Source organism: Micromonospora sp. NPDC049662 (assembly GCF_040675055.1).
Classification (GTDB): Bacteria; Actinomycetota; Actinomycetes; order Mycobacteriales; family Micromonosporaceae; genus Micromonospora.
The window spans coordinates 184,563-206,727 of record NZ_JBFAOC010000006.1; the positions used below are offsets into that span (position 1 = coordinate 184,563).

The 22,165-nt window shown below is 74.0% G+C and carries 21 protein-coding genes, 1 pseudogene and 1 riboswitch; of the genes and pseudogenes, 7 read left to right on the top strand and 15 right to left on the bottom strand.

Annotation, left to right across the window (positions count from 1 at the left end; translation table 11 throughout):
• Positions 1 to 16 precede the first annotated feature (16 nt).
• Both AB0J36_RS07330 and AB0J36_RS07335 read right to left on the bottom strand, forming a co-directional pair.
• The gene (locus AB0J36_RS07330; RefSeq protein WP_357132439.1) at positions 17 to 1,159 is read right to left on the bottom strand and encodes an alcohol dehydrogenase catalytic domain-containing protein; all 1,143 of its coding nucleotides are present in this window, start codon (positions 1,157 to 1,159) and stop codon (positions 17 to 19) included.
• A complete protein-coding gene (locus AB0J36_RS07335) occupies positions 1,156 to 1,602 on the bottom strand; it encodes a hypothetical protein (RefSeq protein WP_357132442.1) in 447 nt (148 codons plus the stop codon). Before AB0J36_RS07335 ends, AB0J36_RS07330 begins: the two co-directional genes overlap by 4 nt.
• A gap of 181 nt (positions 1,603 to 1,783) precedes the next feature.
• Here AB0J36_RS07335 and AB0J36_RS07340 point away from each other — a divergent pair, with 181 nt between their 5' ends.
• Positions 1,784 to 4,498 (top strand): LuxR C-terminal-related transcriptional regulator, encoded by a 2,715-nt coding sequence (locus tag AB0J36_RS07340; protein WP_363660277.1) that lies wholly within the window; start codon positions 1,784 to 1,786, stop codon positions 4,496 to 4,498.
• Between the two features lie 13 nt (positions 4,499 to 4,511).
• Here the strand turns inward: AB0J36_RS07340 and AB0J36_RS07345 are convergent, their stop codons facing one another.
• The 3 genes from AB0J36_RS07345 to AB0J36_RS07355 form a co-directional block, all read right to left on the bottom strand.
• Entirely contained in the window at positions 4,512 to 5,060 is a 549-nt protein-coding gene (locus AB0J36_RS07345) for a thioredoxin domain-containing protein (RefSeq protein WP_355051378.1), read from the bottom strand.
• On the bottom strand, positions 5,057 to 5,554 hold the full coding sequence (locus AB0J36_RS07350) for a redoxin domain-containing protein (RefSeq protein WP_357132446.1): 498 nt from the start codon (positions 5,552 to 5,554) through the stop codon (positions 5,057 to 5,059). Before AB0J36_RS07350 ends, AB0J36_RS07345 begins: the two co-directional genes overlap by 4 nt.
• A gap of 61 nt (positions 5,555 to 5,615) precedes the next feature.
• The gene (locus AB0J36_RS07355; RefSeq protein ID WP_363660268.1) at positions 5,616 to 6,302 is read right to left on the bottom strand and encodes a BON domain-containing protein; all 687 of its coding nucleotides are present in this window, start codon (positions 6,300 to 6,302) and stop codon (positions 5,616 to 5,618) included.
• A 408-nt stretch (positions 6,303 to 6,710) separates the two neighbouring features.
• On the opposite strand from AB0J36_RS07355, the gene AB0J36_RS07360 reads away from it, so the two are divergent.
• Positions 6,711 to 9,431 carry a cellulose binding domain-containing protein gene (locus tag AB0J36_RS07360; RefSeq protein ID WP_363660269.1) on the top strand — a complete coding sequence of 907 codons (2,721 nt, stop codon included), beginning with the start codon at positions 6,711 to 6,713 and terminating at the stop codon, positions 9,429 to 9,431.
• Between the two features lie 170 nt (positions 9,432 to 9,601).
• Here the strand turns inward: AB0J36_RS07360 and AB0J36_RS07365 are convergent, their stop codons facing one another.
• Both AB0J36_RS07365 and AB0J36_RS07370 read right to left on the bottom strand, forming a co-directional pair.
• Positions 9,602 to 10,009, bottom strand: coding sequence for a hypothetical protein (locus AB0J36_RS07365; RefSeq protein WP_357132455.1), 408 nt, complete (start codon positions 10,007 to 10,009; stop codon positions 9,602 to 9,604).
• 140 nt (positions 10,010 to 10,149) lie between these two features.
• Positions 10,150 to 10,293, bottom strand: coding sequence for a hypothetical protein (locus AB0J36_RS07370; protein ID WP_355241199.1), 144 nt, complete (start codon positions 10,291 to 10,293; stop codon positions 10,150 to 10,152).
• A gap of 389 nt (positions 10,294 to 10,682) precedes the next feature.
• On the opposite strand from AB0J36_RS07370, the gene AB0J36_RS07375 reads away from it, so the two are divergent.
• On the top strand, positions 10,683 to 11,045 hold the full coding sequence (locus AB0J36_RS07375) for an STAS domain-containing protein (protein ID WP_007463546.1): 363 nt from the start codon (positions 10,683 to 10,685) through the stop codon (positions 11,043 to 11,045).
• A gap of 17 nt (positions 11,046 to 11,062) precedes the next feature.
• On the opposite strand, the gene AB0J36_RS07380 is transcribed toward AB0J36_RS07375, so the two are convergent.
• Entirely contained in the window at positions 11,063 to 11,218 is a 156-nt protein-coding gene (locus tag AB0J36_RS07380; RefSeq protein WP_363660270.1) for a hypothetical protein, read from the bottom strand.
• Between the two features lie 96 nt (positions 11,219 to 11,314).
• Between AB0J36_RS07380 and AB0J36_RS07385 the strand changes: the two genes are divergently transcribed.
• A complete protein-coding gene (locus AB0J36_RS07385; protein WP_357132463.1) occupies positions 11,315 to 11,767 on the top strand; it encodes an SRPBCC family protein in 453 nt (150 codons plus the stop codon).
• 19 nt (positions 11,768 to 11,786) lie between these two features.
• Here the strand turns inward: AB0J36_RS07385 and AB0J36_RS07390 are convergent, their stop codons facing one another.
• The 5 genes and pseudogenes from AB0J36_RS07390 to AB0J36_RS07410 form a co-directional block, all read right to left on the bottom strand.
• Positions 11,787 to 12,314: a hypothetical protein gene (locus AB0J36_RS07390; RefSeq protein ID WP_363660271.1), complete on the bottom strand. Its 528-nt coding sequence runs from the start codon at positions 12,312 to 12,314 to the stop codon at positions 11,787 to 11,789.
• 93 nt (positions 12,315 to 12,407) lie between these two features.
• Complete coding sequence (locus AB0J36_RS07395) at positions 12,408 to 13,436, bottom strand: hypothetical protein (protein WP_363660278.1); 1,029 nt, start codon at positions 13,434 to 13,436, stop codon at positions 12,408 to 12,410.
• Between the two features lie 53 nt (positions 13,437 to 13,489).
• Positions 13,490 to 13,621: riboswitch (cyclic di-AMP (ydaO/yuaA leader) on the bottom strand.
• A 112-nt stretch (positions 13,622 to 13,733) separates the two neighbouring features.
• Positions 13,734 to 14,651: a cation diffusion facilitator family transporter gene (locus AB0J36_RS07400; protein ID WP_357132469.1), complete on the bottom strand. Its 918-nt coding sequence runs from the start codon at positions 14,649 to 14,651 to the stop codon at positions 13,734 to 13,736.
• A gap of 107 nt (positions 14,652 to 14,758) precedes the next feature.
• The gene (locus AB0J36_RS07405; RefSeq protein WP_357393325.1) at positions 14,759 to 16,876 is read right to left on the bottom strand and encodes an AAA family ATPase; all 2,118 of its coding nucleotides are present in this window, start codon (positions 16,874 to 16,876) and stop codon (positions 14,759 to 14,761) included.
• A 227-nt stretch (positions 16,877 to 17,103) separates the two neighbouring features.
• Positions 17,104 to 17,994 (bottom strand): annotated as a pseudogene (locus AB0J36_RS07410) (alpha/beta hydrolase); the annotation flags it as partial.
• Between the two features lie 150 nt (positions 17,995 to 18,144).
• Here AB0J36_RS07410 and AB0J36_RS07415 point away from each other — a divergent pair.
• Positions 18,145 to 18,804 carry a carbonic anhydrase gene (locus AB0J36_RS07415; protein WP_357132478.1) on the top strand — a complete coding sequence of 220 codons (660 nt, stop codon included), beginning with the start codon at positions 18,145 to 18,147 and terminating at the stop codon, positions 18,802 to 18,804.
• A 62-nt stretch (positions 18,805 to 18,866) separates the two neighbouring features.
• Here the strand turns inward: AB0J36_RS07415 and AB0J36_RS07420 are convergent, their stop codons facing one another.
• Positions 18,867 to 19,196 (bottom strand): hypothetical protein, encoded by a 330-nt coding sequence (locus AB0J36_RS07420; RefSeq protein ID WP_355051393.1) that lies wholly within the window; start codon positions 19,194 to 19,196, stop codon positions 18,867 to 18,869.
• 307 nt (positions 19,197 to 19,503) lie between these two features.
• Between AB0J36_RS07420 and AB0J36_RS07425 the strand changes: the two genes are divergently transcribed.
• Both AB0J36_RS07425 and AB0J36_RS07430 read left to right on the top strand, forming a co-directional pair.
• On the top strand, positions 19,504 to 19,995 hold the full coding sequence (locus AB0J36_RS07425; RefSeq protein WP_357132482.1) for a DUF3145 domain-containing protein: 492 nt from the start codon (positions 19,504 to 19,506) through the stop codon (positions 19,993 to 19,995).
• Between the two features lie 96 nt (positions 19,996 to 20,091).
• Complete coding sequence (locus AB0J36_RS07430) at positions 20,092 to 21,825, top strand: glycoside hydrolase family 3 N-terminal domain-containing protein (protein ID WP_363660272.1); 1,734 nt, start codon at positions 20,092 to 20,094, stop codon at positions 21,823 to 21,825.
• A 32-nt stretch (positions 21,826 to 21,857) separates the two neighbouring features.
• Here AB0J36_RS07430 and AB0J36_RS07435 read toward each other — a convergent pair whose 3' ends face one another.
• Positions 21,858 to 22,151, bottom strand: a complete 294-nt coding sequence (locus AB0J36_RS07435; protein ID WP_357132488.1) for a DUF1330 domain-containing protein — start codon at positions 22,149 to 22,151, stop codon at positions 21,858 to 21,860.
• Positions 22,152 to 22,165: the final 14 nt, after the last annotated feature.

Below are 22,165 nucleotides of genomic sequence, written 5' to 3' on the forward strand. Positions count from 1 at the left end.
ATCCGGCGAGGGCGGGTCACGGCGTGAACACGACCCGGACGCAGCCGTCGGCGCGGTCGGCGAACAGCGCGTACCCCGAGGGGCCGTCCGCGAGCGGCAACCGGTGGGTGGCCAGGTGCTCGGTCCGCAGCTCGTCGCGGGCCATCCGGTGCAGCAGCATCGGTACGTCCCGCAGGTCCGGCCGGCGGGCCCCGCGCACTGTGAGCCGCTTGTCGGTGACCGTGCCCAGGGCGAACCCGTCGACGGACCCGTCGGTGCCGCCGAGCACCACCACCACGCCGTCCTTGCGGCAGGCGTGCACCGCCTCGCGCACCGGGTCCGGGCGGCCACCGCCGGCCAACCGGTCGACGACCGAGCGGGGCGGCGGCGGACCGACCGCGACCACGCACACGTCCGGGCCCCGCCCACCGCTGCGCTCGCGCAGCTCGGCCGTCACATCGGCCCGGCGGTAGTCCAGCGGCTCCGCCCCGGCGTGCCGTTCGGCCATCCGCAGGCGCTCCTCGTACCGGTCGACGACGAGCACCCGGGCCGCGCCCCGCAGCACGGCGGCGTGGGCGGTCAACTGGCCCACCGCGCCGGCCCCCCAGACCGCCACCACGTCGCCGGGTCGTACCTCACCCAGTTCGGCCGCGAGCCAACCGGTCGGCGCCGCGTCGGCGGCGAAGAGCGCCCGGTCGTCGTCGACCGCGTCCGGCACCCGGAACGCGCCGACGTCGGCGTACGGCACCCGCACGTACTCGGCGTGTCCACCGGCGAAGCCGCCCGCCGCCCGGGGCCGGCCGAAGCAGCCGGCGTCCGGACGTTCCCGGCCCGGATCGACGCTCGGCACGTCGACGGCGGAGTTGTCGCAGCACGAGTGCCGCCCCTGGCGGCAGTACCAGCAGCCGCCGCACGCCACGCCCGCGCCGACCACCACCCGGTCGCCGATCCGGTGCCGCCGGATCGCCGGCCCGGCCTCGACCACCTCGCCCACGAACTCGGCCCCCAGCACGTCACCGGCGCGCAGCAGCGGGTCCCGCCCCGCCAGCAGGGGCAGGTCACCCCCGCAGGTGGCGCTGCGGCGGACGCGGACGATGACGTCCCGCTCGTTGCGCAACTCCGGGTCGGGCACCTCGCGTACCGCCAGCTCGTCGGCGGCCACCCAGCACAGCGCCCTCACCCGGGGACCCTCAGGCGGTCCAGCGCCGAACGGTCCGCGCGCAGCACCTCGCCGGCCTCGGCGCGCTGCTTCACCTGGCGCAGGGTCCGCCGGACCAGCAGGCGCGGATCGTCGCCGACGAGGTGGGCGGCGAGGCCTGCCGTCGCGGCGGCACGGGCCAGTGGCCGGGCGGCCAGCTCGGTGCCCCGCTCACCCGGCGCCTGCCGCACCCGCACCTCCACCACGCCGTCCAGGCGGCGCAACGGCTCCGGCCACCGGCCGTCGGGAAGCACCTGCTCCGGGGGGCGGTCCACGGTCACCACCTCCCACCCGGCCGCGGTGAGGTCGCGGTCCGCGCCGGACCGGCCACGCCACCGGGGTACGCGCAGCAGCCGTGCCGCCCCGGCCAACGCGCCGCCGCCGAGGGCCGATCCCGCCCGTGCCAGCCGTCTCCTGCGTCCCATCGGTCCTCCCGGTCCACGTCCCCCGATCGTCGGTCGGGCCCGGGTGAAGCGGGCTCGCCCGGAAGGGGTGAACCGGCCCCCGCCGGGTAACCGCTCGCCGACCGGGGGGCGGAACGCGGGCGGTGGGGGTGGGGGCCGGGTGCCGGAACAGCAGGATTCCGCACGGGTCGGCACGGCGGCGGTGCGGCCGGGGGAGCAGCGTCCGCTGCTGTCGTCGCGGCTGACGCCGACCGTGCCGCCCGAGCCGGTGGTGGCCCGGCCGCGCCTGCTGCGCCGCCTCGACGAGGGCAGCGCCGGGCCGGTCACCCTGGTTGTCGCGCCCGCCGGGTGGGGCAAGACGACCCTGCTCGCCTCCTGGGTACGGCTGACCGAACCCGAGGACGCCCCAGCGCCGGCGTGGGTCTCGGTGGAGGTCGGCGACGACGGCGACCGGCTGTGGGCGTACCTGGCGGCGGCCCTGCGCACGGCCACCGGCGCGGCGGACGACGACCTGGTCGCCCCCCTGCCGACCGGCCCGCCGCGCCCCGACCAGCTGGAACTGCTGGCGGCCGGGCTGGCCGCCGCCGAACGACCCGTACTGCTGGTCCTGGACGATCTGCACCGGATCACCGACCCGGCCGCGCTGAGCGGGTTGGAGTTCCTGCTGCGGCACTCCGAGCAGCGGCTGCGCCTGGTGGTCGGCGCGCGGGCCGGGCTGCCACTGGCCCTGCACCGCCTACGCCTCGCCGGCGAGCTGACCGAGGTCGGCACGGACGAGCTGGCCTTCACCGACGACGAGGTGGCCGACCTGCTGACCGCGCACGGTGCGCCGCTGCCGGCCGCCGCCGTACACCGGCTTCGCGAGCGCGCCGGAGGCTGGCCGGCCGCGCTGCGGATCGCCGCGCTGGCGTTGCGCGGCCAGCCCGACCCGGAACGGTGGGTGGGGCAGTTCGGCGGCGACCAGCCGGAGATCGCCGGCTACCTGCACGAGGAGGTGCTGGCCGCGATCGACCCGGCCGATCGGGACCTGCTGCGTCGTACGGCCCTCGCCGAGAGCGTCTGCGCCGAGCTGGCCGAGGCGTTGACCGGCCGCGCGGACGCCGAGCAGGCGCTGGCAAACCTGGCCGGGGCCGGCGGCCTGTTACGCCGGGAGGACAGCCGACCACCCTGGTACCGCTGCGACCCGCTGCTCGCCGACCTGCTCCGCGCCGAGCTGGCCCGGCTGCCCGCCGACGAGGTGCGGGAGCTGCACGCGCGGGCGTCCGACTGGTACGCCGGCGCGGGCCGACCCGCCGACGGCCTCCGGCACGCCCTCGCCGCCGGCCGCTGGGACCTGGCCGCCGAGCTGTTCGTCGCGCACTGGCCGGAGCTGACCCGCTACGACCACGACCCGGTCGGAGGCCCGCCGCCGCCGTCCGCGCCCCCGGAGGCGGTCGAGGCCGATCCGGAGGTGGCCCTCGCCAGTGCCGCCGAGCGGGCGTACGCCGGCGACCTGAGCGCCGCCACCGCCCACCTGCGCACCGCCGCGTCGTACGCGGACGCGCTGCCGACGCCACGGCGGGACCGGTTCCTGCGGTTGGCGACCGCGCTGGAGCTGACCCTGGCCCGGCTCGCCGGTGACCTGCCGCAGACCCGTGCGGCCGCAGCCCGACTGCTGCGCACCCGCCCGACGGCCGCCCCGACCGCCGGCTCACCCGACGGCCCGCCCGCCGGGCCGCTGACCGACGCCCCGCGGCCCGGGGACGCCGACCTGCGGGCGTTCACCGGGACCGCGCTGGGCCTGGTCGGGATGTCCGCCGGCGGGCTGCCCGACGCCCGGTTCGTCCGGGCCCGGGCGGCGGCCCGGGAGGCCGGCCGGCCGCGTACCGAGCTGGTCGCCGCCAGCCGCACCGCGCTACTACTCGCCGTGCGCGGTGACCTGCGTGCGGCGGAGCAGGCGGCGCACGACGCGCTGGGCATGCCGCCCTGCCGGGGCTGGTCCTGCCGGCTCGACTGCGGCTACGCGTACCTGGCCCTGGCGGCGGTGGCCCTGCACCGCGACCAGCCCGAGGAGGCCGCCGCGAACCTCGCGCTGGCCGCACCGGCCACCGACGAGCCCGGCGACGAGCCGGTGGCGGCGGCGGTCCTCGCGCTGTGCCGCGCGGGTCTGGCCCGGGACGCCGGTGACCCGGCCGCCGCCCAGCGGCTGCTCGTGGGCGCGCGCGAGGCACTGCCCGACGAGCCGGCCGCCGCCGAACTGTCGAGCCTGCTCCGGGCCGCCGAGGCCGACGCCCGCGCCGAGCGGGGCGACCTGGACGCCGCCCGGGACCTGCTCGCGGACGTCACCGGCGACCCGGCCACCCCGGCGCTCGACGTGGTCCTGGCCCGGGTCGAGCTGCGGGCCGGCGACCTCGGCGCCGCCGGGCGGGCCCTACCGGACTGGCAGGGGCCGCCGGCCGCAGCCTGGCCCCTGTCGGTACGCCTGGACGCCGGGCTGCTGGAGGCGGTGCTCGCCGAACGGGCCGGGGACGGACGACGGGCCGGGCGGGTCCTCGAACAGGTGCTCGACCTGGCCGGCCCGCAGGGCTCCCGTCGGGCGTTCACCCGGGCACAACCGTCGGTCCGGGACCTGCTGGCCGCCCACCTCGACGCGGGTACCGCGCACTTCCCGCTGGTCGGCGACCTGGTCCGGGGCGTCGAGGAGGGCGCCGCCCGGCCGGCGGTCGAGCCGGGCGGCCTGCTCGACGAGCCGCTCACCGAGCGGGAGCTGACCATCCTGCGGTACCTGCAGAGCATCCTGTCCAACGTGGAGATCGCCGGCGAGCTGTCGCTGTCGGTCAACACGGTCAAGACGCACGTGCGCAACATCTACCGCAAACTCGGCGCGACCCGCCGGCGCGAGGCGGTCCGGCGGGCGCGCGAGCTGCGGCTGATCTGAGCGGCGGAGCGGGTCAGGCGTTCGCCGCCGCGTCCACGGCGGCCAGCAGGTCGGGCAGGTCGTACCCGCCGTCGTGCCGGACGTCGTTGACGAACAGGGTCGGCGTGCCGTTGACCCCGCTGCGGATCCCGCCCACGAAGTCCCGGCGTACGCGGTCGGCGTACGTCCGGCGGTCCACCTCGCCGTTCACCTCGTCCGTCGGCAGCCCGAGCTGCTCGACGCCGAGCGAGAGGTGCACCGGGTCCAACTGGTCCTGATGCTCGTACAGCCAGTCGTGCATCTCCCAGAACTTGCCGCGCGCCGCGGCGGCCTCCGCCGTCTCGGCGGCCCGCTCGGCGTACGGGTGGACATTGGCGATGGGGAAGTAGCGGTAGACCAGCCGTACCGTGTCGGCGCGCTGGCGCAGCAGCTCGTGCAGGTTCGGGTACGCGGCACCGCAGAACCGGCACTGGAAGTCGCCGTACTCGATGATGGTCACCGCGGCGTCGGACGGCCCGCGGACGTGGTCCTCGACGGTCAGCGGCTCGCGCAGCCGCGCGGTGACCTGCAGTGGCGTGGTCATCGGGCCATCACCTTCCGCTCGTTGGTCAGGTTGTCCAGCGCGTCGAAGATCCCGTCCGCGCCCGGGTTGACGTCGGGAGCCGACAGGTAGCTCCACGCCACCGTCCCGGCCTGGTCGAGCACCACCAGCGCGCGGGCCGACTCACCCCGCGAGGTGTACGCGCCGTACCGGCGGGACACCTCACCCTTGGGCTCGAAGTCGGACAGCAGCGGGAAGGTGATGCCCTGGTTCTCGGCGAACGCCCGGTGCGACCAGATGCTGTCCACCGAGATGCCCAGCACCATGGCCTGGTACTGCTCGAACACCGGCGCCGCCGCCTGGTAGAGCGACATCTGGTCACCGCAGACGGGGCTCCAGTCGGCGGGATAGAAGACCAGGACGACCGGCCGACCCCGGAACTGCTCGGGGCCGGTCTGACGCCCGTCCGGAGTGCTTGCCAGGGTGAAGCCGGGGGCGGGGTGCCCGGGTTGGATCAGCCCGTTCGGATCACTCATGCCACCAGCCTGCCGACGGGACGGGTGAGACGGACTCACCCGTCCCGGGTGGTACCCGCGCTCAGCGCAGCACCGGGGCGACCGCGATGTGGTTCTGGACCTCCCGGATGCCCGGCGCGGACCAGGCCACCTGCTCGACCTCGGCGCGTTCGGGCATGGAGTGCACCAACCCGGCGAGCACCGCCGTGTCGCCGTGCACCCGGACGGTGATCCGCTCGGCCTCGGTGGCGCCGGCCCGGGCCAGCGCGTCCACGATCTTCCCGGCCAGGTTCACGCCGTCCGGCGTCGCGTTCGGCTGGACGGTGATGCCGTTGCTGACCCCACGGACGCCGGTCAGCCGGCACACCGCTCGTTCGGCGGCCCGGCGCTGGTACTCCCACTCGACCTCACCGTGCAGCGTCACCCACCCGGCCGAGACGGTGACCTGGAGCTTCTCGATGGGTACGAACGCGTCCCACTCCAGGGAGTCGCCGGCCGCGGCGGCCAGGTCCGGGTCGGCGCGTTCGTCGCTGCCGGCCAGTTGCACGGTCAGGTCGTTGGCGACCGCCCGGACACCGGCGACGCGGTGCGCGGCCCGTTCGCCGGCCCACTTCTTCGCGTAGCTGTCCACCCGTCCGCTCAGCGTGACGACGCCCTCGGCCACGGTCACGCCGATCTCGTGCGGCTGCACCCGGGGTTCCCAGGTCAACTCGTCGAGGACGGCGGACTGGATGTCCTGGTCGGTGCGCGTGATCGTCGCGATGGCCATCTGCCCCTCCCATCCGCTCGCGTGCCTGGCGGACCGGGTGTTGGCCGTGACCGGCCCGCCGAGGTCCGATCCTGCCGGCCGGGCGGGTTACCCGTCCTCACCCGATGCGGGTGGGGCCACCCTGCGGACCTGCGTGCGTGGCAGGCTCGCCAGCAGTGTTGGGAGCGCTTCCATAGCGGCGTCGGATCGGTTAGGGTGAGTGCGTTCCTCGATCGCGGGAGCCTCGCGTCGGGTGGTTGGAGCCAGGGCAGCTCCGATCCGTCCCCCCCGCGTCGTCGTCCGTCCCCCGGGCCCCGACGCGCCACTTCTGGTCGACCCGTCCCCGCGCCGCCGTGCTCGTCCCCCGGGCCGCGACGCCACCCCGGTCGATCCCGACTCCCGGGCCCCCACCCCCGGAGAGGAACGCAGATGCCCAGATCACTGACCAGCGTGGTCGTGGCGGCGCTGACCGTCGCCACGGCCGTCGTGGCGGTCCCGATCACCGCCGCGGGATCGACGCCGGCACCGGCCGCCGCCGAGGCGTACACCTGGCGCAACGTCCCGGTCGGCGGCGGTGGCTTCGTGCCCGGCATCGTCTTCAACCCGACCGAGAAGAACCTGATCTACGCCCGGACCGACATCGGCGGGGCCTACCGCTGGGAGCAGTCCAGCCAGTCGTGGACGCCGCTGCTCGACTGGGTCGGCGCGGACCGCTGGGGCTACAACGGCGTGGTCAGCATCGCCACCGACCCGGTGCAGACCAACCGGGTGTACGCGGCGGTCGGCATGTACACCAACGGCTGGGACCCGAACAACGGCGCGATCCTGCGCTCGGCCGACAAGGGCGCCACCTGGCAGGTCACCGAGCTGCCGTTCAAGAACGGCGGCAACATGCCGGGCCGGGGCATGGGCGAGCGGCTGGCCGTGGACCCCAACCGGAACAGCACCCTCTACTACGCCGCCGAGGGCGGGAACGGGCTGTGGCGCAGCACCGACTTCGGGGCGACCTGGGCCAAGGTCACCGCCTTCCCGAACGTCGGCAACTACCGGGCCGACCCCAGCGACCCGAACGGCTACAACGGGCAGAACCAGGGCCTCACCTGGGTCAGCTTCGACAAGAGCACCGGCGCCGCCGGCACCACCACGCAGACGATCTACGTGGGTGTGGCGGACAAGGACAACCCGGTCTACCGCAGCACCGACGGTGGTGTCACCTGGGCGCGGATTCCCGGGCAACCCACCGGCTACCTGGCGCACAAGGGCGTCGTCGACCCGGTCGGCGGTCACCTCTACATCGCCACCAGCGACACCGGCGGCCCGTACGACGGCGGCAAGGGCGACGTCTGGAAGTTCACCCGGTCCACCGGGGCCTGGACGCGGATCAGCCCGATCCCCTCCACCAGCGGCGACGACTACTTCGGCTACAGCGGGCTGACCATCGACCGGCAGCACCCGAACACGCTGATGGTGGCCACCCAGGTCTCCTGGTGGCCGGACGCGATCTTCTTCCGCAGCACTGACGGCGGGGCGAGCTGGACCCGCATCTGGGACTTCACCAGCTACCCGCAGCGGTCCAAGCGCTACACCATGGACATCAGCTCGGTGCCCTGGCTGACCTTCGGCACCAACCCGGCGCCCCCCGAGGAGACCCCCAAGCTGGGCTGGATGAACGAGTCGGTGGAGATCGACCCGCACGACTCCAACCGCATGATGTACGGCACCGGGGCCACCATCTACGGCACCACCGACCTCACCAAGTGGGACACCGGCGGTCAGTTCACGATCCGGCCGATGGTCCGGGGCCTGGAGGAGACGGCCGTCCTCGACCTGGTCAGCCCACCCAGCGGCGCACCCCTGATCAGCGCGCTCGGCGACGTCGGCGGCTTCCGGCACACCGACCTGGACACCATTCCGTCGATGCTCTTCACCCAGCCGGTCTTCACCAGCACCACGAGCCTGGACTACGCCGAGAGCAAGCCCGCCGTGCTGGTGCGGGCCGGCAACTTCACCGACTCCGACCGGCCCAACGACAGCCACGTCGCCTTCTCCACCGACGGCGGGGCCACCTGGTTCCAGGGCACCGAGCCGTCCGGCGTCAACGCCGGCGGCACGGTCGCCGCGGCGGCCGACGGCAGCCGGTTCGTCTGGTCGCCCGGCGACGCGGGCCAACGCGTCGTCTACGCGGTCGGCTTCGGCAACTCGTGGGCGCCGTCCACGGGCATCCCGGCGAACGCGACGATCGAATCCGACCGGGTCGACCCCAACCGGTTCTACGGCTTCAGCGGCGGCCGGCTCTACCTGAGCACCAACGGCGGCGCGAGCTTCACCGCGACGGCGGCGACCGGCCTGCCCACCTCCGACGTGCGCTTCAAGGCGTTGCCCGGCAAGTCGGGCGAGCTGTGGCTGGCCGGTCCGGGCGGGCTCTGGCGGTCCACCGACTCCGGGGCCAGCTTCACCAAGCTGGGCGGCGTCAGCGCCTCCGGCAACGTCGGGTTCGGCAAGGCCGCGCCGGGGCGGACCAACCCCGCCGTCTTCCTCTACGGCACGGTGGACGGCCAGCCCGGTGTACACCGCTCCGACGACGGCGGCACGACGTGGGTACGCATCAACGACGACCGTCACCAGTACGGCAACCCGACCGAGGCGCTGACCGGCGATCCCCGGGTCTACGGGCGGGTCTACCTGGGCACCAACGGTCGCGGCATCCTGGTGGCCGACCGCACCGGCGGCACGCCGACGACGCCGCCTCCCACCACGCCGCCTCCGACCACGCCCCCTCCGACCACGCCCCCTCCGACGACGCCGCCTCCGACGACGCCGCCTCCGACGACGCCGCCTCCGGTTGGTGGGTGCGCGGCGACCTACCGGGTGACCGGCTCGTGGACGGGCGGTTTCCAGGCCGAGGTCGTGGTCAGCAACCCCGGCACCAGGCCCATCGCGGGCTGGACGCTCGGCTGGACGTTCCCCAACGGCCAGCGCGTCAGCCAGCTCTGGGGCGGCACCCACACCCAGACCGGGGCGGTCGTCTCGGTTGTGGACAGCGGCTGGAACGGCGCGCTCGCCCCCGGGGCCAGCACCACGATCGGCTTCCTCGGTTCCTGGACCGGCACCAACTCGCCGCCGGCCTCGGTGAGCTGCACGAGTCGCTGACCCGGTGGCCCGGCGTCGTCCGGGCCACCCGAGAACACCGGTCCGCCGGGGTTGCCTGAGGGGTCCGGCACCCCGGCGGACCGGGCGCACATTCCGCCCAGCACCGCCACCGGTACGCGAGCGGGCCCCGCCGACGCGATGTCGACGGGGCCCGCTCGGTGTGCCGGTGGCTAGTCGTCCAGGCCGACGGGGGAGTTGGGGCGGTCGACGTCGACGAACTCGACGTCGTCCACCGCGCGGTCGTCTCGACTGCCGGCGGCGCGAGCGGCGGAGCCGACGGCCCAGCCGACCGCCGCGCCGACCAGCGCGGCGCCGATCAGCAGCGTCCACGGCAGCGCCGGCTGGCGTCCGGCGAGCGCGTCGAAGGCGCGCGCCGCGCGACGCCGTGCCTCCTCCGCCGCCGAGCCCACCAGGTCACCGGCGCCGTCGGCGAGGTCGCCGCTGCTGCGACGGGCCGACCGCGCGGTGTCCCGGACGCTGTCGCCCGCGGAGCTGACGGCGGAGAGCAGCTGCTCCCACGCCTGGTCCGCGATCCGCTCCGGCTTACTTCGCCGGTCCAGTAGGTTGGTTCCGAACATCGTGGTTACCTCCTCAGGTGCCGAAGCCGCCGGCCACTTCGGACCTCGGCGTCCGTCCAGCGCGACACGGTTCGCTGACTGCGCAGTGCCCCGGGCCGGTGGCGCGCAAACCCGGCCCCGCGTGGCGCCCCCGTCGGGGGTCAGCGCACCGCCACCGCGGCCACGCCGCGTGCGAAATCGTCGTCATCGTCGTCATCGTCGTCGTCTCCGCCGCCGAAACCGCAGGCCAGTACGAGGGCGAGCAGCAGACCGACGCCGGCCAACCCGGCCAGTCGCTTGATCATCGAAGGTCCTCTCCGTCACGGTGGGTGTTCCGGGCCGATGCTAGGAAGCGTCGGCAACCACGCTGGCGGGTCGGGCCGGGACCGCTGGCGCGACACGCCGGTCCCACGCGGGGCGGGCGTACGGGACGGCACGGATGTCGGGCCTGCCGGACCGCGACCGCTACCCTGGTCCGGCGACGCGTCGGTTCCGACCGATCGTCGACTGATCAGATAACGAAAAGTATTGAATGATCAGATGCCGAAAAGTGGGGATATGGGCGACTTTGTCCGCTCGGATCCGTGAATTGCTCATCCCGAGGGGTGGCGACCGAGGCCGTTGGAGGAATACTCTCGGTCGCGGCCCGCGTACTGATGAGGCGCCCGGGGGACGGGCGGGTGGAGGTGCTCGCGTGAGCCTGTCGATCGTGAAGTCGGTCCTGTCCGGTGGTGTCGTCGAGATCGCCCCGCGGGGTGAGATCGACGTCGACACAGCGTACGAGGTGCGAGAGGCGATTGCGGAGGTGCTGGCCAAGAGCCGTCCGCTGCGCATCGAGCTGAACATGAGGCTGGTCACCTTCATCGACTCCGTGGGCATCAGCGCCATGGTCGCCGGCTTCCAGACCGCCGAGGTCAGTGGCGTCAAGCTGGTCGTCACCGAGCCGAGCCGGTTCGTGCACCGTCAGCTCTGGGTGACCGGCCTGCTCGGTCTCTTCGGTGCACCGGAGCCCTACTTCGCCGGGGCCGCCACCCCCGAGGTGCTTCCCGGCGCCTGAGGCGCGGGTGGCCACCGTCAGGCCTGCGCGTCCGGACCGGTCAGGTCCACGTCGGTCACCTCGGTGACTGCCCGGATCGCCGTGACCGACGCGTAGCCGGCGGCCAGCAACGCCACGTCGGTGCCGGGCTGCGCGGCCTGCCCGGGCTCCTGCAACGAGGCGGCGCAGAGCACCACGTCGACCCGAGGGACAGCACCAGTCCGTCCGGCCGTTGCCAGCCCAGGGCGGCGTACGGGACGATCGTGCGACCAGCGACGTCGGGAGACGGTGTGTTCGGCAGCGATACCTTCAGCTACACCGTCCAGGCCCGCTGCTCAGTCGCCGAGGCGGCGGCGCTGTTGAGCGACCTGACCCGTCAGGGTGAACTGCATCCCCTGATCGTGCGGGTGCGCGAGGTGCCGCCCCGCCCGGGGGCCCGCGCCAGCTACACGATCAACGACAGGCTGGTCGCCGGCCCGCTGCGCTTTCGCACCACGTACCACGCGGACGTGCTGGTCAGCGAGCCCGACGAGATCGTCACCGTGGCCCGCCAGTGGCCCGCCACCACGGTTCGCAACCACACCCGGCTGCGCGCCGAGCCGGACGGTCTGGTCCGCATCGACGTCGACATCACCCTGCGCGCGCCGACACCCCTGTTCCGGTACGCCTTCGGTCAGGCCCGCGCCGCCCACCTCGCCCTGGCCGCGCGCCTCGGCGCGGCCCTCGACGACCCCGCGCCGTGAGCCCTCGGTCCCGCGCCCACTACTTCCTTATTGGTGCGTGACGTGGCGCCACGGGGCGCGCAGGGCGATCCCGCGTCGTGCCGCCGGCGGGTCGGCGTCCCCAGGGCTTGTACGTCGACAGGACCGTCGCGATGATCATGAGGCTGGTCGACACCGCGGGCGCGATCACCAGGTCGGCGCGGTCCCGCGCCGGTAGCGCGGCGCCCAGCGCGGCGGCGTGCCGCAGGTTCGGGGTGAGCAGGAACAGCACCAGCCCGACCATCACTGTGGTGATCACGAGCTTGATCACCACCCAGCGGTAGCGCAGCAGGCCCCAGGGGGTGAGCAGCGCGCTGGCGACACCGACGAGCCACACGAGCACGCTCAGCGGCGCGAAGAGCACGGTGCCGACGAGCCCGGCGACCGGGTAGACCACGGCCGGGTCGGCGCCGCGCTGTGCCGCGATGCCGAGGGTGAGTAGCACCAGGTCGGCCCCGAGCCAGCCGAGGGAGGTGACCAGGTGCAGGGTGAGCAGGGCCTTGCGCGTGCGGGGCGCGATTCGCGGCATACCCGAATGCTCCCGGCCCGACCCCGCGTGGTCGTCCGACCAGCGACGACGTCCGGGGTACGCCCGCTGACGTACCCCGGACGGCGTCGGTGGTCAGTACACCGACAGGTGCACGTGGTTGGTGTGGTCGCTGGAGGGGTCGCCGTTCCCCCCGCTGTACGACTTCCAGCCGCTGCTGGGTAGCCAGATCTGCTTGAACCAGATCACGTAGAGCACCGCGAGCCGGTCGGCGTTGCGGATGAAGTACGCGGCCAGGTTGTTGCCGTACGTCTTGTCGCCGCCGGTGGCGATCCCGCCGAAGCCACCCTTCTGCGCGGCGAAGTCGCAGGCCCGGCCCTTGGGGTGCTCGCCCGAGCCGCCGTTGCGGTGACAGGAGACGTACCGGGTGAAGCCGGCGGCCTTGGCCTGGTTGAGCGCGTGCAGGGTACGGGGGGTGATGCAGCCGCTGGCCGGGGTGGGGTCGTTGATGCTGCACGACTCGGATGGCCAGGAGCCGTCGGAGTTGCGCGGTGCGGGCTGGGCGTTGGCGGTGGAGGTGCCACGGTTGGAGCCGGCTTCGGTGTCGGCGGCGGCGCTGGCGCGTGCCTTGTCGTTGGCGACGGTCAGGGCCCGCTCGGCCTGCTCCTTGCGCTTGGCCATCACCTCGACCTGCTTACGCTGCTCCCGGATCTCGCCGTCGAGGGCGACGCGGGTGCGGTTCGCCTCGTCCCGGGTGGCGTGCAGGTCGCGCAGCACCCGGTCCTCGTTGGCGGCCACCACGTCGAGGGCGGCGGCCCGGTCCATGAAGCCCTCGGGGGTGTTGCTGTTGAGCAGGGCCGAGACGGTGCTGAGTCGGCCGGTGCGGTACGCGACGCCGGCGATCTCGCCGACCTTGCCGTTGCGTACGGTCATCTCGGCCTCGGTGTCCTTCAGCTTGACCGCGAGCTGCTGTTGCCGCTGGATGGAGGTGTCCAGCGCGCGCTTCGCGTCCAGGTAGCCCTTGCTGGCCGCCTCGAGCTGGGCCCGTAGCGCCGGGGTGCCGCCCTCCTCGTCGCCGTCGGGCGCGGCGGCGGCCCGCAGGCCGGCGGGGGGAGCGGCGGTGGCGGCGCCGACCGGAAGCGCGACGCCGAGGGTGACCATCATGACGATCAGTGCCGCAAGCCGGGCGGCGGGTGGTCGTGCTGGTGCCACTACGCATGTCCTTCCGTCAGCCGCCGACCGGGTTAGCTGACGGGTTCGGGACGGAAGATCCCTACCGCTGACGCGGATGCACCCCAGGAACATGGTTCCCCGGTTCGCCCTGTCGGGCGATTAGGCGACGGCCGCCACCGGCGCCGGGAGGCGCCGCCGGGTGGTGGCCGGGACAGAGCCTACCGGTGCTGGTGGGGTCTGTGCAGCCGATGTGACGGAAGGTGCCGGCACCATCGCGAAGGATGACGGTCACCACTCGACGGAACCGCAGGCGCCCGGGGCGGCACCGGGTTCGGTCTGCAGCGTGGCGTGCTCGATGCGGAAGTCGTCCCGCAGGGCGGTACGCGCCGCAGTGAGCACCGCGCCGACCTCCGCGCCGGGCGCCATGGTCAGGTGCGCGGAGGCCACCTCCATGCCCGAGGTGAGCGTCCAGACGTGCAGGTCGTGCACCTCGACCACGCCGGGCACCGCGGCCAGACGGTCGTGCACGGCGGTGACCTGGAGGTGTTCCGGGGCGGCCTGCACGAGGATGCGTACGGCGGCCCGCCCCAGCCGCCAGGTGCGCGGCAGGATGAACACGCCGATCGCGACCGCGACCAGCGGATCGGCCCACCACCAGTCGGTGACGGCGATGAGCAGCGCAGCGCCGATCACGCCGAGCGAGCCGAGCAGGTCGCCCAGCACCTCCAGGTAGGCGCCCTGGAGGTTGATGCTCTCCCGGGCGCCGGCGCGCAGCAGCCCGAAGGCGACCACGTTCGCGAGCAGGCCGAGGATGGCCACCGTGAGCATCGGACCGCTGAGCACCCGGTGCGGGTCGCCGAACCGGCCGATCGCCTCGATCACCACGTAGACCGCCACGCCGGAGAGCAGGACGGCGTTGGCCAGCGCGGCGAGAACTTCGAGGCGGTAGAGCCCGAAGGTGCGTTGCGGGTCGCCGGTGGCCCGCCGCGTGGCGGTGATCGCGGCGAGCGCCATCCCGATGCCGAGTACGTCGGTGAACATGTGCCCGGCGTCGGAGAGCAGCGCCAGCGAGCCGGTGTGGAAGGCGGTCACCGCCTCGACCACCATCAGGGCAGCGAGCAGTCCGAAGGCCGCCCAGAGCCGTCCGCGATGCTGGTGGGCGGCGTTGGCGACCGACCCGTGGTGGTGGTCATGTCCTGCTCCCACGAGACCCACCCTCCGACGTCGCCCGGGACCCGGTCAAATGTATGCTCACATCGCTATGTGTGCAAGTGTAGGGCGAGGGCCGGCCCCTGGGCGCGCCAACCCGACGGTCAGCCGGTCGGGTCGACGGTGGTGAGCCGCTGGGTTGCCCGGGAGAGCGCCACGTAGAGCGTGCGTACACCCGAGCCCGGATCGGCCCGGATCTCGCTGGGGGCGACCAGCACGACTCCGTCGTACTCCATGCCCTTGGCCTCCAGGCTGGTCACCACCTGCAGGCGCGTCGCGCCGAGCGCGTCGAGCCAGCCGGCGACCTCGTCGCGGCGGGTGACCGGCGTGATCACCCCGACCGTGCCGTCGACCTCGCCCAGCAGGCCGGTGGCCGCCTGTACGGCCGCGGCCTGGAGCCCGGCGGGCGGCACCACCAGCTCGACCGGGTCGACGCCGGTGGAGCGGACGGCCCTCGGCAGGGGCAGGTCCGGATAGAGCCGGCGGATCTCCGCCGCCGCCACCGCGAAGATCTCCGCCGAGTTGCGGTAGTTGGTGGTGAGCGTGAACTCGTGCCGTTTGCGCCGGCCCAGCGCCTGGTCGCGGGAGCGGGTCAGCTCCTCGGGGTCACCGGTCCAGGCGGTCTGCGCCGGGTCGCCCACCACCGTCCACGAGGCCAACCGCCCACGCCGACCGATCATCCGCCACTGCATCGGCGAGACGTCCTGCGCCTCGTCGACGACCACGTGCGCGTACTCCCGGTAGTCCTCCGGCCGCTCCCGGGCCGCCGCGCGGGCGGCCCGCTGCCGGTCGGCCGCGGTGCTCAGCTCACGAACGCCGCCCGCGAGCTGGAACGGGTCGCGCCGGGCCCGCGCCGGTTTCACCGGCTTGCCGAGCAGCGCGTCCAGCTCGTCGAGCAGCGCCACGTCCGCGATGGTCAGGCCCTCGGAATCCAGGCTCTGGTACGCCGTGCCGAGCAGCCGGATCTCCGCGCCGGAGAGGATCCCGCCGGCGTACCGGCGCAGCCGATCCGGTCGAGCCAGCCAGCCCAGCACGTGCCGGGGGTGCAGGCGCGGCCACCAGGCCTTGAGGAACTCCCGGAACTCCGGCCGCTCCGCGATCTCGTCCTCGAAGGCCCGCTGCTCGGGCAGCCGGCCGATGTTCACGCGCCGGGCCTGCGCCCACAGCGCGGCGAAGACACCGTCGAAGCCGGCGCGGCGAACCTCGTTGCGCCGGGCGCCCCGGTGCAGCGCGCGGTCCCGAATCGCGTCCAGCTCGCGGCGGTCCAACCGCAGCAGCCCGCCCCGGTAGAGCAGGCGCAGCTCGCCAGGAGCCCCCGGCACCGCGTCGCGGGCCGCCCGTTCCAGCACCCGGCGCATGCGCAGCGAGCCCTTCACCGCCGCCACCTCGGGCGGGTCGGTTCGGGTGGCCGTCATCCCCGGGAACAGGGTGCCCAGCGAGTGCAGGGTCGCGGTGTCCTCGCCGAGCGACGGCAGCACCGAGGCGATGTACTCGACGAAGACGGTCGACGGCCCGACCACCAGGATGCCGCCACCGGCGTACCGGCTGCGGTCGGAGTAGAGCAGGAAGGCCGCCCGGTGCAGGGCGACCGCCGTCTTGCCGGTCCCCGGGCCGCCCGCGACGATCGTCACCCCGGAGCCGGGCGACCGGATCGCCTCGTCCTGCTCCCGCTGAATCGTCGCGACGATGTCGCGCATGCCGCGACCGGTGGCCCGGGAGAGGGTGGCCAGCAGCGCGCCGTCACCGACGACCGTCATCCCCTCCGGGGCCGCCTCCGGATCGAGCAGGTCGTCCTCTATGCGGGTGACCCGCTCCCGCTGGGACTGGATGGTGCGGCGACGCACCACGCCCAGCGGCTGCGCGGGGGTGGCCTGGTAGAACGCCGACGCGGCCGGCGCCCGCCAGTCGACGACGAGGGTGCTGGCGTCCTCGTCACGGATGCCGAGCCGCCCGACGTGCAGCACCTGCCGGTCGCGCAGGTCCAGCCGGCCGAAGACCAGGCCCTCGTGTTCGGCGTCGAGGGTGTGCCGCCGCTGAGCCGCGTGGAAGACCATCGCGTCGCGTTCGACGAGCGCGCCGAACGTGCCCACCCGCGCCATCCGGTAGCCGTCCCGCTCGGCGCGCACCGCCGACTGCCGTAGCTCGGCCAGTCGGGCGTACACCCGGTCGAGGTGCCGTTGCTCGACGGCGATCTCCTGCTCCAGGGCGGTCTGGTCGGTCAACGCACGCTCCTTCGATGTCGCCGGCAAGCGGCGCGAACCGCGCGGGCCAACCGCAGAAGGGTACGGCCCCCGACCCGACCCGCCGCGCCCGAGGTGCGCGAACGTGCTCAGCGACCCGCCGCGACGGCGCTCACGACCGGCCCGTGCGGCGGGGGTGCGCCGTTCGGGCCGGGCCCGTGCGGCGAGGGTGCGGCGCTGGGGCCGGGCCCGTGCGGCGGGGGTGCGGCGAGCACCCGGCCCAGGACACCGGTCAGGGCCGCGTTCACCTCAATCGGACGCTCCATCATCAGCATGTGGCCGGCGCCCGGGCAGACGGTCAGCTCGGTGGCCGGCAGGACGGCGGCGATCGACTCGGCGCACGGCGGCGGGGTCAGCCGGTCCCGGTCACCGACCAGGGCGGCGGCCGGCAGGTGCGCCAGGGCGGCGAGGGTGTCCAGCCGGCGCTGAGCGCCGATCGAGGCGCGGAAACCGCCGATCGAGCGCAGCGAGGCGCGGGCCACCGCCGACGTGACCAACCGGATGTCGGAGGGATCGCAGCGGTCGCCGAAGAGCATCCACCGGATGCTCGGCTGCAGCGCGTTGAGCAGCGCCCGGGGCGCTCGCCACGAGCCGCAGCGGGCCAGCACGCCGGCGCCGGTCGTCTCGGCGAGCCGGATCAGCCGGGCGATGCGTGGTGAGAGCCCGTACACGGTGTGCGTGTGCCCCTCGGCGGTGGTCGAGACGAAGACCAGTCCGGCCGTACGCGCGGCGAAGTGCTCCCGGTGGCGGTGCGCGTACTCCATGATCGTCATTCCGCCCATCGAGTGCCCGACCAGAACCACCCGACCGCTCGGCGCGACCGCGTCGAGGACGGCGGCCAGGTCGTCGCCGAGCTGGGCCAGGGTGGCCGTGGGCAGCGCCATGCAGCTCGACCGGCCGTGACCCCGCGCGTCATAGGTGACCACCCGCACCGAGTCGCCGAAGGACGACGTGAGCGCGTCGAGTTGCCGGTGCCAGCTGCGCCCGTCCAGCGTCCAGCCGTGCAGGAGGACCGCCGTCACCGAGGCGTGCACGGGACCGGTGGTCTCGACGTGCAGCCGTACGCCGTCGGGCATACCGACTTCGAGTCGCTCCGGCATCGCCACCTCCCAGGCTCGCCCCGGCATCACCCGTACCTCCGATACCCGGCGGTAACACCGGCTACCCGTCGGGACGCCACGCCAATCGCGGTCGGGCGAACATTCCCGACCCCGCCCCTGGCCGTGCGCCGGCGGGCCAAGCTGAACGGCATGGAGTCGGCGCGGGCGACGCCGGTTCCGCCGACGGGCGGGTCCGGGGGGCGGGGACGGCAGGCCGGCGGCACGCCCCGGGCCGCGTTGGCCGACCTGCTCGGCGGCAACCGGAGGTTCGTCAGCGGCCAGCCGATCCACGGGCACGACGTCACCGCCGCCGCGGCGGCCGCCTCCGGAGACCAGCAGCCGTACGCGGTGGTCCTCGGCTGCATCGACTCGCGGGTGCCGCTGGAGGCGATCTTCGACCAGACCTTCGGGGCGATCTGCGTGATCCGCACCGGCGGGCACGTGCTCGACCGGGCGGTGTGCGGCTCCATCGAGTACGTGGTGGGGCAGCTCGGCGTGCCGTTGGTCATGGTGCTCGGGCACGAGCGCTGCGGTGCGGTCGGCGCGACCGTGGACGCCCTGCGCACCGGCGAGCGCCCCGGTGGGTCGCTGGCCCACCTGGTCGACGAGATCGCCCCGGCGGTCGTCGAGGTGGGGCTCGACGATCCGGCGGTGCTCGCGCTCACGGTCCGCCGACACGTCCGGCGCACCGTGGACGCGCTGCGCGTCGACGACCTGTTGGCCGGGCCGGTGGCCACCGGCCGGGTGGCCGTGGTGGGCGGCCTCTACGACCTGAGCACCGGCGAGGTTGCTCTGCTCGAGGCGTCCTGACAAACGAACGACCGCCCGCCGGGAACTCCCGGCGGGCGGTCGGTGGTGCGGTGGGGGAGGGCTCAGCCCTCGAAGACGCCGGCCGCGACCAGACGCTTCTCGGTGGCCTCCCAGCCGTCGTTCGGGTGAACGGTGGCCAGGTTGTTGATCTCCGCCCGGATCTTGGCGGCGTGGCCGGCGGCGGCCAGCGCCCGGATCTCCTCGACGAACGCGTCGGAGTCGGTACGCAGGTGCGCGGTCTTGCCGTTGGTCAGGTTACGCACGTAGGCGTGCTTGCCGCCGTTGAGCGGGATGAGGTACTTGAACTCGCCCAGCACGCTGAGGGCGCCACCCTGGCCAGCCTGGCCGGCCCGGACGGACGCGCGCGCGGTCTTAGAGGTGTTGCTCGCCACGGAGGTACTCCTTGCAAGACGTACGGGAGGACTGGACGTCCGGGGGCTGTGTGCGGGTGACACTGCGTCGGCCCGCAGAGGTGGAACGCGGCAGAAGCCGCCGATGGAACTGTACATGACCACGACATCAGGCTGGTCGTCGCGGTGTCCTGAGAGGCAACGGAGACCACCCGTCCGGCTATTCCGGGTGGCGTTTTTTCCGATTCTCTGGCGCACCATCCGTCACACGAGTCATCATGTGTTGCAGCAACCACTCGGGTGGACGAGGTCGTAGGGGAAGACGCACCTCGCTCTCCGGGAGGTCACCGTGCCAACGCGTGGCGTCGTATACGTCCACTCGACCCCGCTCGCCGTGTGCTCGCACGTCGAGTGGGCGATCGCGCGCGTCCTAGCCGCGCCGGTCAACCTGCAGTGGACGGCTCAGCCCGTCGACCCCGGCGCCCGCCGGGCCGAGTGTGGGTGGACCGGCCGTCCGGGAACGGGCGCCGAGCTGGCTGCTGCCCTCCGGCAGTGGCCCATGATCCGTTTCGAGGTCACCGAGGAGCCGAGTCCCGGCGTCGACGGTGAGCGTTTCATGTACGTGCCGGCCCGTGGCCTGTTCCGGGCCACCGTCGGGGCGGCCGGTGACATCCAGCTCGGCGAGGACCGGCTGCGGACCCTGATGGCCTCCGCCCGTGCCCCGGAGGCGTTGTCGCACGCCCTTGACAAGGCGCTCGGCACCGCGTGGGACGCGGACCTGGAGCCCTACCGGTACGCCGGTGACGGCGCACCGGTGACGTTGCTCACCCGGGTCGGCTGACGGCGGGGCCGCACGCGCTGCGGACCTGGGTGTTGCGTCACCCTCACGCTGGCGACCGGTAAGGTCAAGTTGCCCCGATAAGGGGGAACTGGTGGGATGGTCGGCGTGCCGATTCGCCCGCGACACGCAGGTGTCGCCGTCGCCGCCCTGACCGCCCTGATCGTCTCCGGCTGCTCGGGTACCCCGGATCGTCCCGACCCGACGCCCGGCCCGACCGGCGCGTCGGCGGCCCCGAGCGCACCCGCCTCGCCGCCGAACGACGACCCGGCCGCGCGGGCCGCCGCGCTGGTCGCGACGCTCTCCGACGAGGACCTGGTCGGGCAGGTGCTGATGCCCTACGCGTACGGCGACTCGGCCACCAAGGTCTCCACCGGCTCGGCGGCCGGCAACCAGGCGCTCGCCGGCGTCGACACCCCCGCCGAGATGATCGCCAAGTACCGGCTCGGCGGGCTCATCCTGGTCGGCTTCAGCGCCGACGACCCGACCAAGGGCAATCAGGAGACGACAAACGTCGACAACCCGAAGCAGGTCCACGACCTGACCACCGGACTGCGGGGGGCCGCCGGACGGCTGGCCGCCGGCCCGGCGCCCTTCCTGATCGGCACCGACCAGGAGTACGGCGTGGTCACCCGCGTCACCGACGGCGTCACCATCCTGCCCAGCGCCCTCGCGGCGGGTGCCGCCGGTGACCCGAAGCTGACCGAGGCCGCCTGGCAGGCCGCCGGCGCCGAACTCGCCGCGATGGGCATCAACATCGACTTCGCCCCGGTCGCCGACGTGCTGGCCACCCGCAGCACGGTCATCGGCTCCCGGTCGTTCGGCGCCGACCCGAAGATCGCCGCCGCGCAGGTCGGCGGCGCGGTCCGGGGCCTACAGGCCAGCGGCGTCGCGGCCACCCTGAAGCACTTCCCGGGGCACGGCCACAGCGCGGACGACTCGCACAAGGACCTGCCGGTGCTCACCCAGTCCGCGGCGGCGCTGCAGAGCGGCGCGTGGCCGCCGTTCAGCGCCGGGTTTGACGCGGGCGCGATGGCCGTGATGTCCGGCCACCTGGACGTGCAGGCCATCGACCCCGGCACCCCGGCGACCTTCTCCCACAAGCTGCTCACCGACGTGCTGCGCGGTCAGCTCGGCTTCAAGGGCGTGGTGATCACCGACGGGATGAACATGCCACCGGCGAAGCGGTGGGCGCCCGGCGAGGCCGCCGTCCGCGCGCTGAACGCCGGCAACGACCTGATCCTCATGACCCCGAACGTCGGTCAGGCGTACGACGGGCTGCTCGCCGCCCTGCGTGGCGGGTCGCTGCCCCGGGCCCGGCTCGTCGACGCGGTCACCCGGATCCTGACCATGAAGTTCCGGCTGGCGGCGGGACCCGCCGAGCCGATGTCCACGCTCAACACCCCGGCGCACCGGGCGGCGGCGGACGCGCTGGCCGCCGGAGCGGTCACCGTGCTGCGCGGTGCCTGCGGCGGCGCGGTGCGCGGCCCCGTCACCGTCACCTCCTCCGGCGGCCGGGACGGCACCCGGGCGGCGCTCACCGCCGCGCTGACCGCGGCCGGCGTGACGGTGAAGCCGAGCGGCGGGACGGTGGTGCACCTGGTCGGCTACGGCGACGGGGAGAAGGACCTGAGCGCCAGTGCGGCGGTCACCGTCGCCATGGACACGCCGTACGTGCTGGCCAAGGCCAAGTCGCCGACGCTGCTGGCCACGTACTCCTCCAGCCGGGCGTCGATGACCGCGCTCGCCGCCGTACTGGCCGGCAAGGCCCGCCCGGGTGGCCGGTCACCGGTGGTGGTGCCCGGACTGCCGGCCACCACCTGCAAGAGCTGACGGCACCGGCAGGAGATCCGACCGCGACTCGGTCAGTCGATGCCCTCGACGATGCGGAAGTCGCGCTCGACGCCGTCGGAGAGTGCGGCCAGCGCCTCCTGGTAGGCCGCACTCTCGTGCGCCGCGACGGCCTGCTCGAAGCTGTCGAACTCGATCAGGACCGTACGCTCGGCGATTCCGGCGTCGTACGCGGCGATCCGACCGCCACGGACGAGGACCCGACCGCCCCCGGCCCGGACAGCGGGACCGGCCAGCTCGTTGTAGGCGGCCAGCTTCTCGGGGTCGGAAACGGTGCGGTAGGCGCTGACCCAGTAGCCCTTAAGCATGGAACCTCCTGTGG

Coding starts and splice junctions, on each gene's coding strand:
- AB0J36_RS07335 (WP_357132442.1), bottom strand. CDS start 1,602: ATGGGACGCAGGAGACGGCTGGCACGGGCGGGATCGGCCCTCGGCGGC.
- AB0J36_RS07345 (WP_355051378.1), bottom strand. CDS start 5,060: ATGACCACGCCACTGCAGGTCACCGCGCGGCTGCGCGAGCCGCTGACC.
- AB0J36_RS07350 (WP_357132446.1), bottom strand. CDS start 5,554: ATGAGTGATCCGAACGGGCTGATCCAACCCGGGCACCCCGCCCCCGGC.
- AB0J36_RS07355 (WP_363660268.1), bottom strand. CDS start 6,302: ATGGCCATCGCGACGATCACGCGCACCGACCAGGACATCCAGTCCGCC.
- AB0J36_RS07360 (WP_363660269.1), top strand. CDS start 6,711: ATGCCCAGATCACTGACCAGCGTGGTCGTGGCGGCGCTGACCGTCGCC.
- AB0J36_RS07365 (WP_357132455.1), bottom strand. CDS start 10,009: ATGTTCGGAACCAACCTACTGGACCGGCGAAGTAAGCCGGAGCGGATC.
- AB0J36_RS07370 (WP_355241199.1), bottom strand. CDS start 10,293: ATGATCAAGCGACTGGCCGGGTTGGCCGGCGTCGGTCTGCTGCTCGCC.
- AB0J36_RS07390 (WP_363660271.1), bottom strand. CDS start 12,314: ATGCCGCGAATCGCGCCCCGCACGCGCAAGGCCCTGCTCACCCTGCAC.
- AB0J36_RS07395 (WP_363660278.1), bottom strand. CDS start 13,436: ATGATGGTCACCCTCGGCGTCGCGCTTCCGGTCGGCGCCGCCACCGCC.
- AB0J36_RS07415 (WP_357132478.1), top strand. CDS start 18,145: ATGGAGTCGGCGCGGGCGACGCCGGTTCCGCCGACGGGCGGGTCCGGG.
- AB0J36_RS07430 (WP_363660272.1), top strand. CDS start 20,092: ATGGTCGGCGTGCCGATTCGCCCGCGACACGCAGGTGTCGCCGTCGCC.
- AB0J36_RS07435 (WP_357132488.1), bottom strand. CDS start 22,151: ATGCTTAAGGGCTACTGGGTCAGCGCCTACCGCACCGTTTCCGACCCC.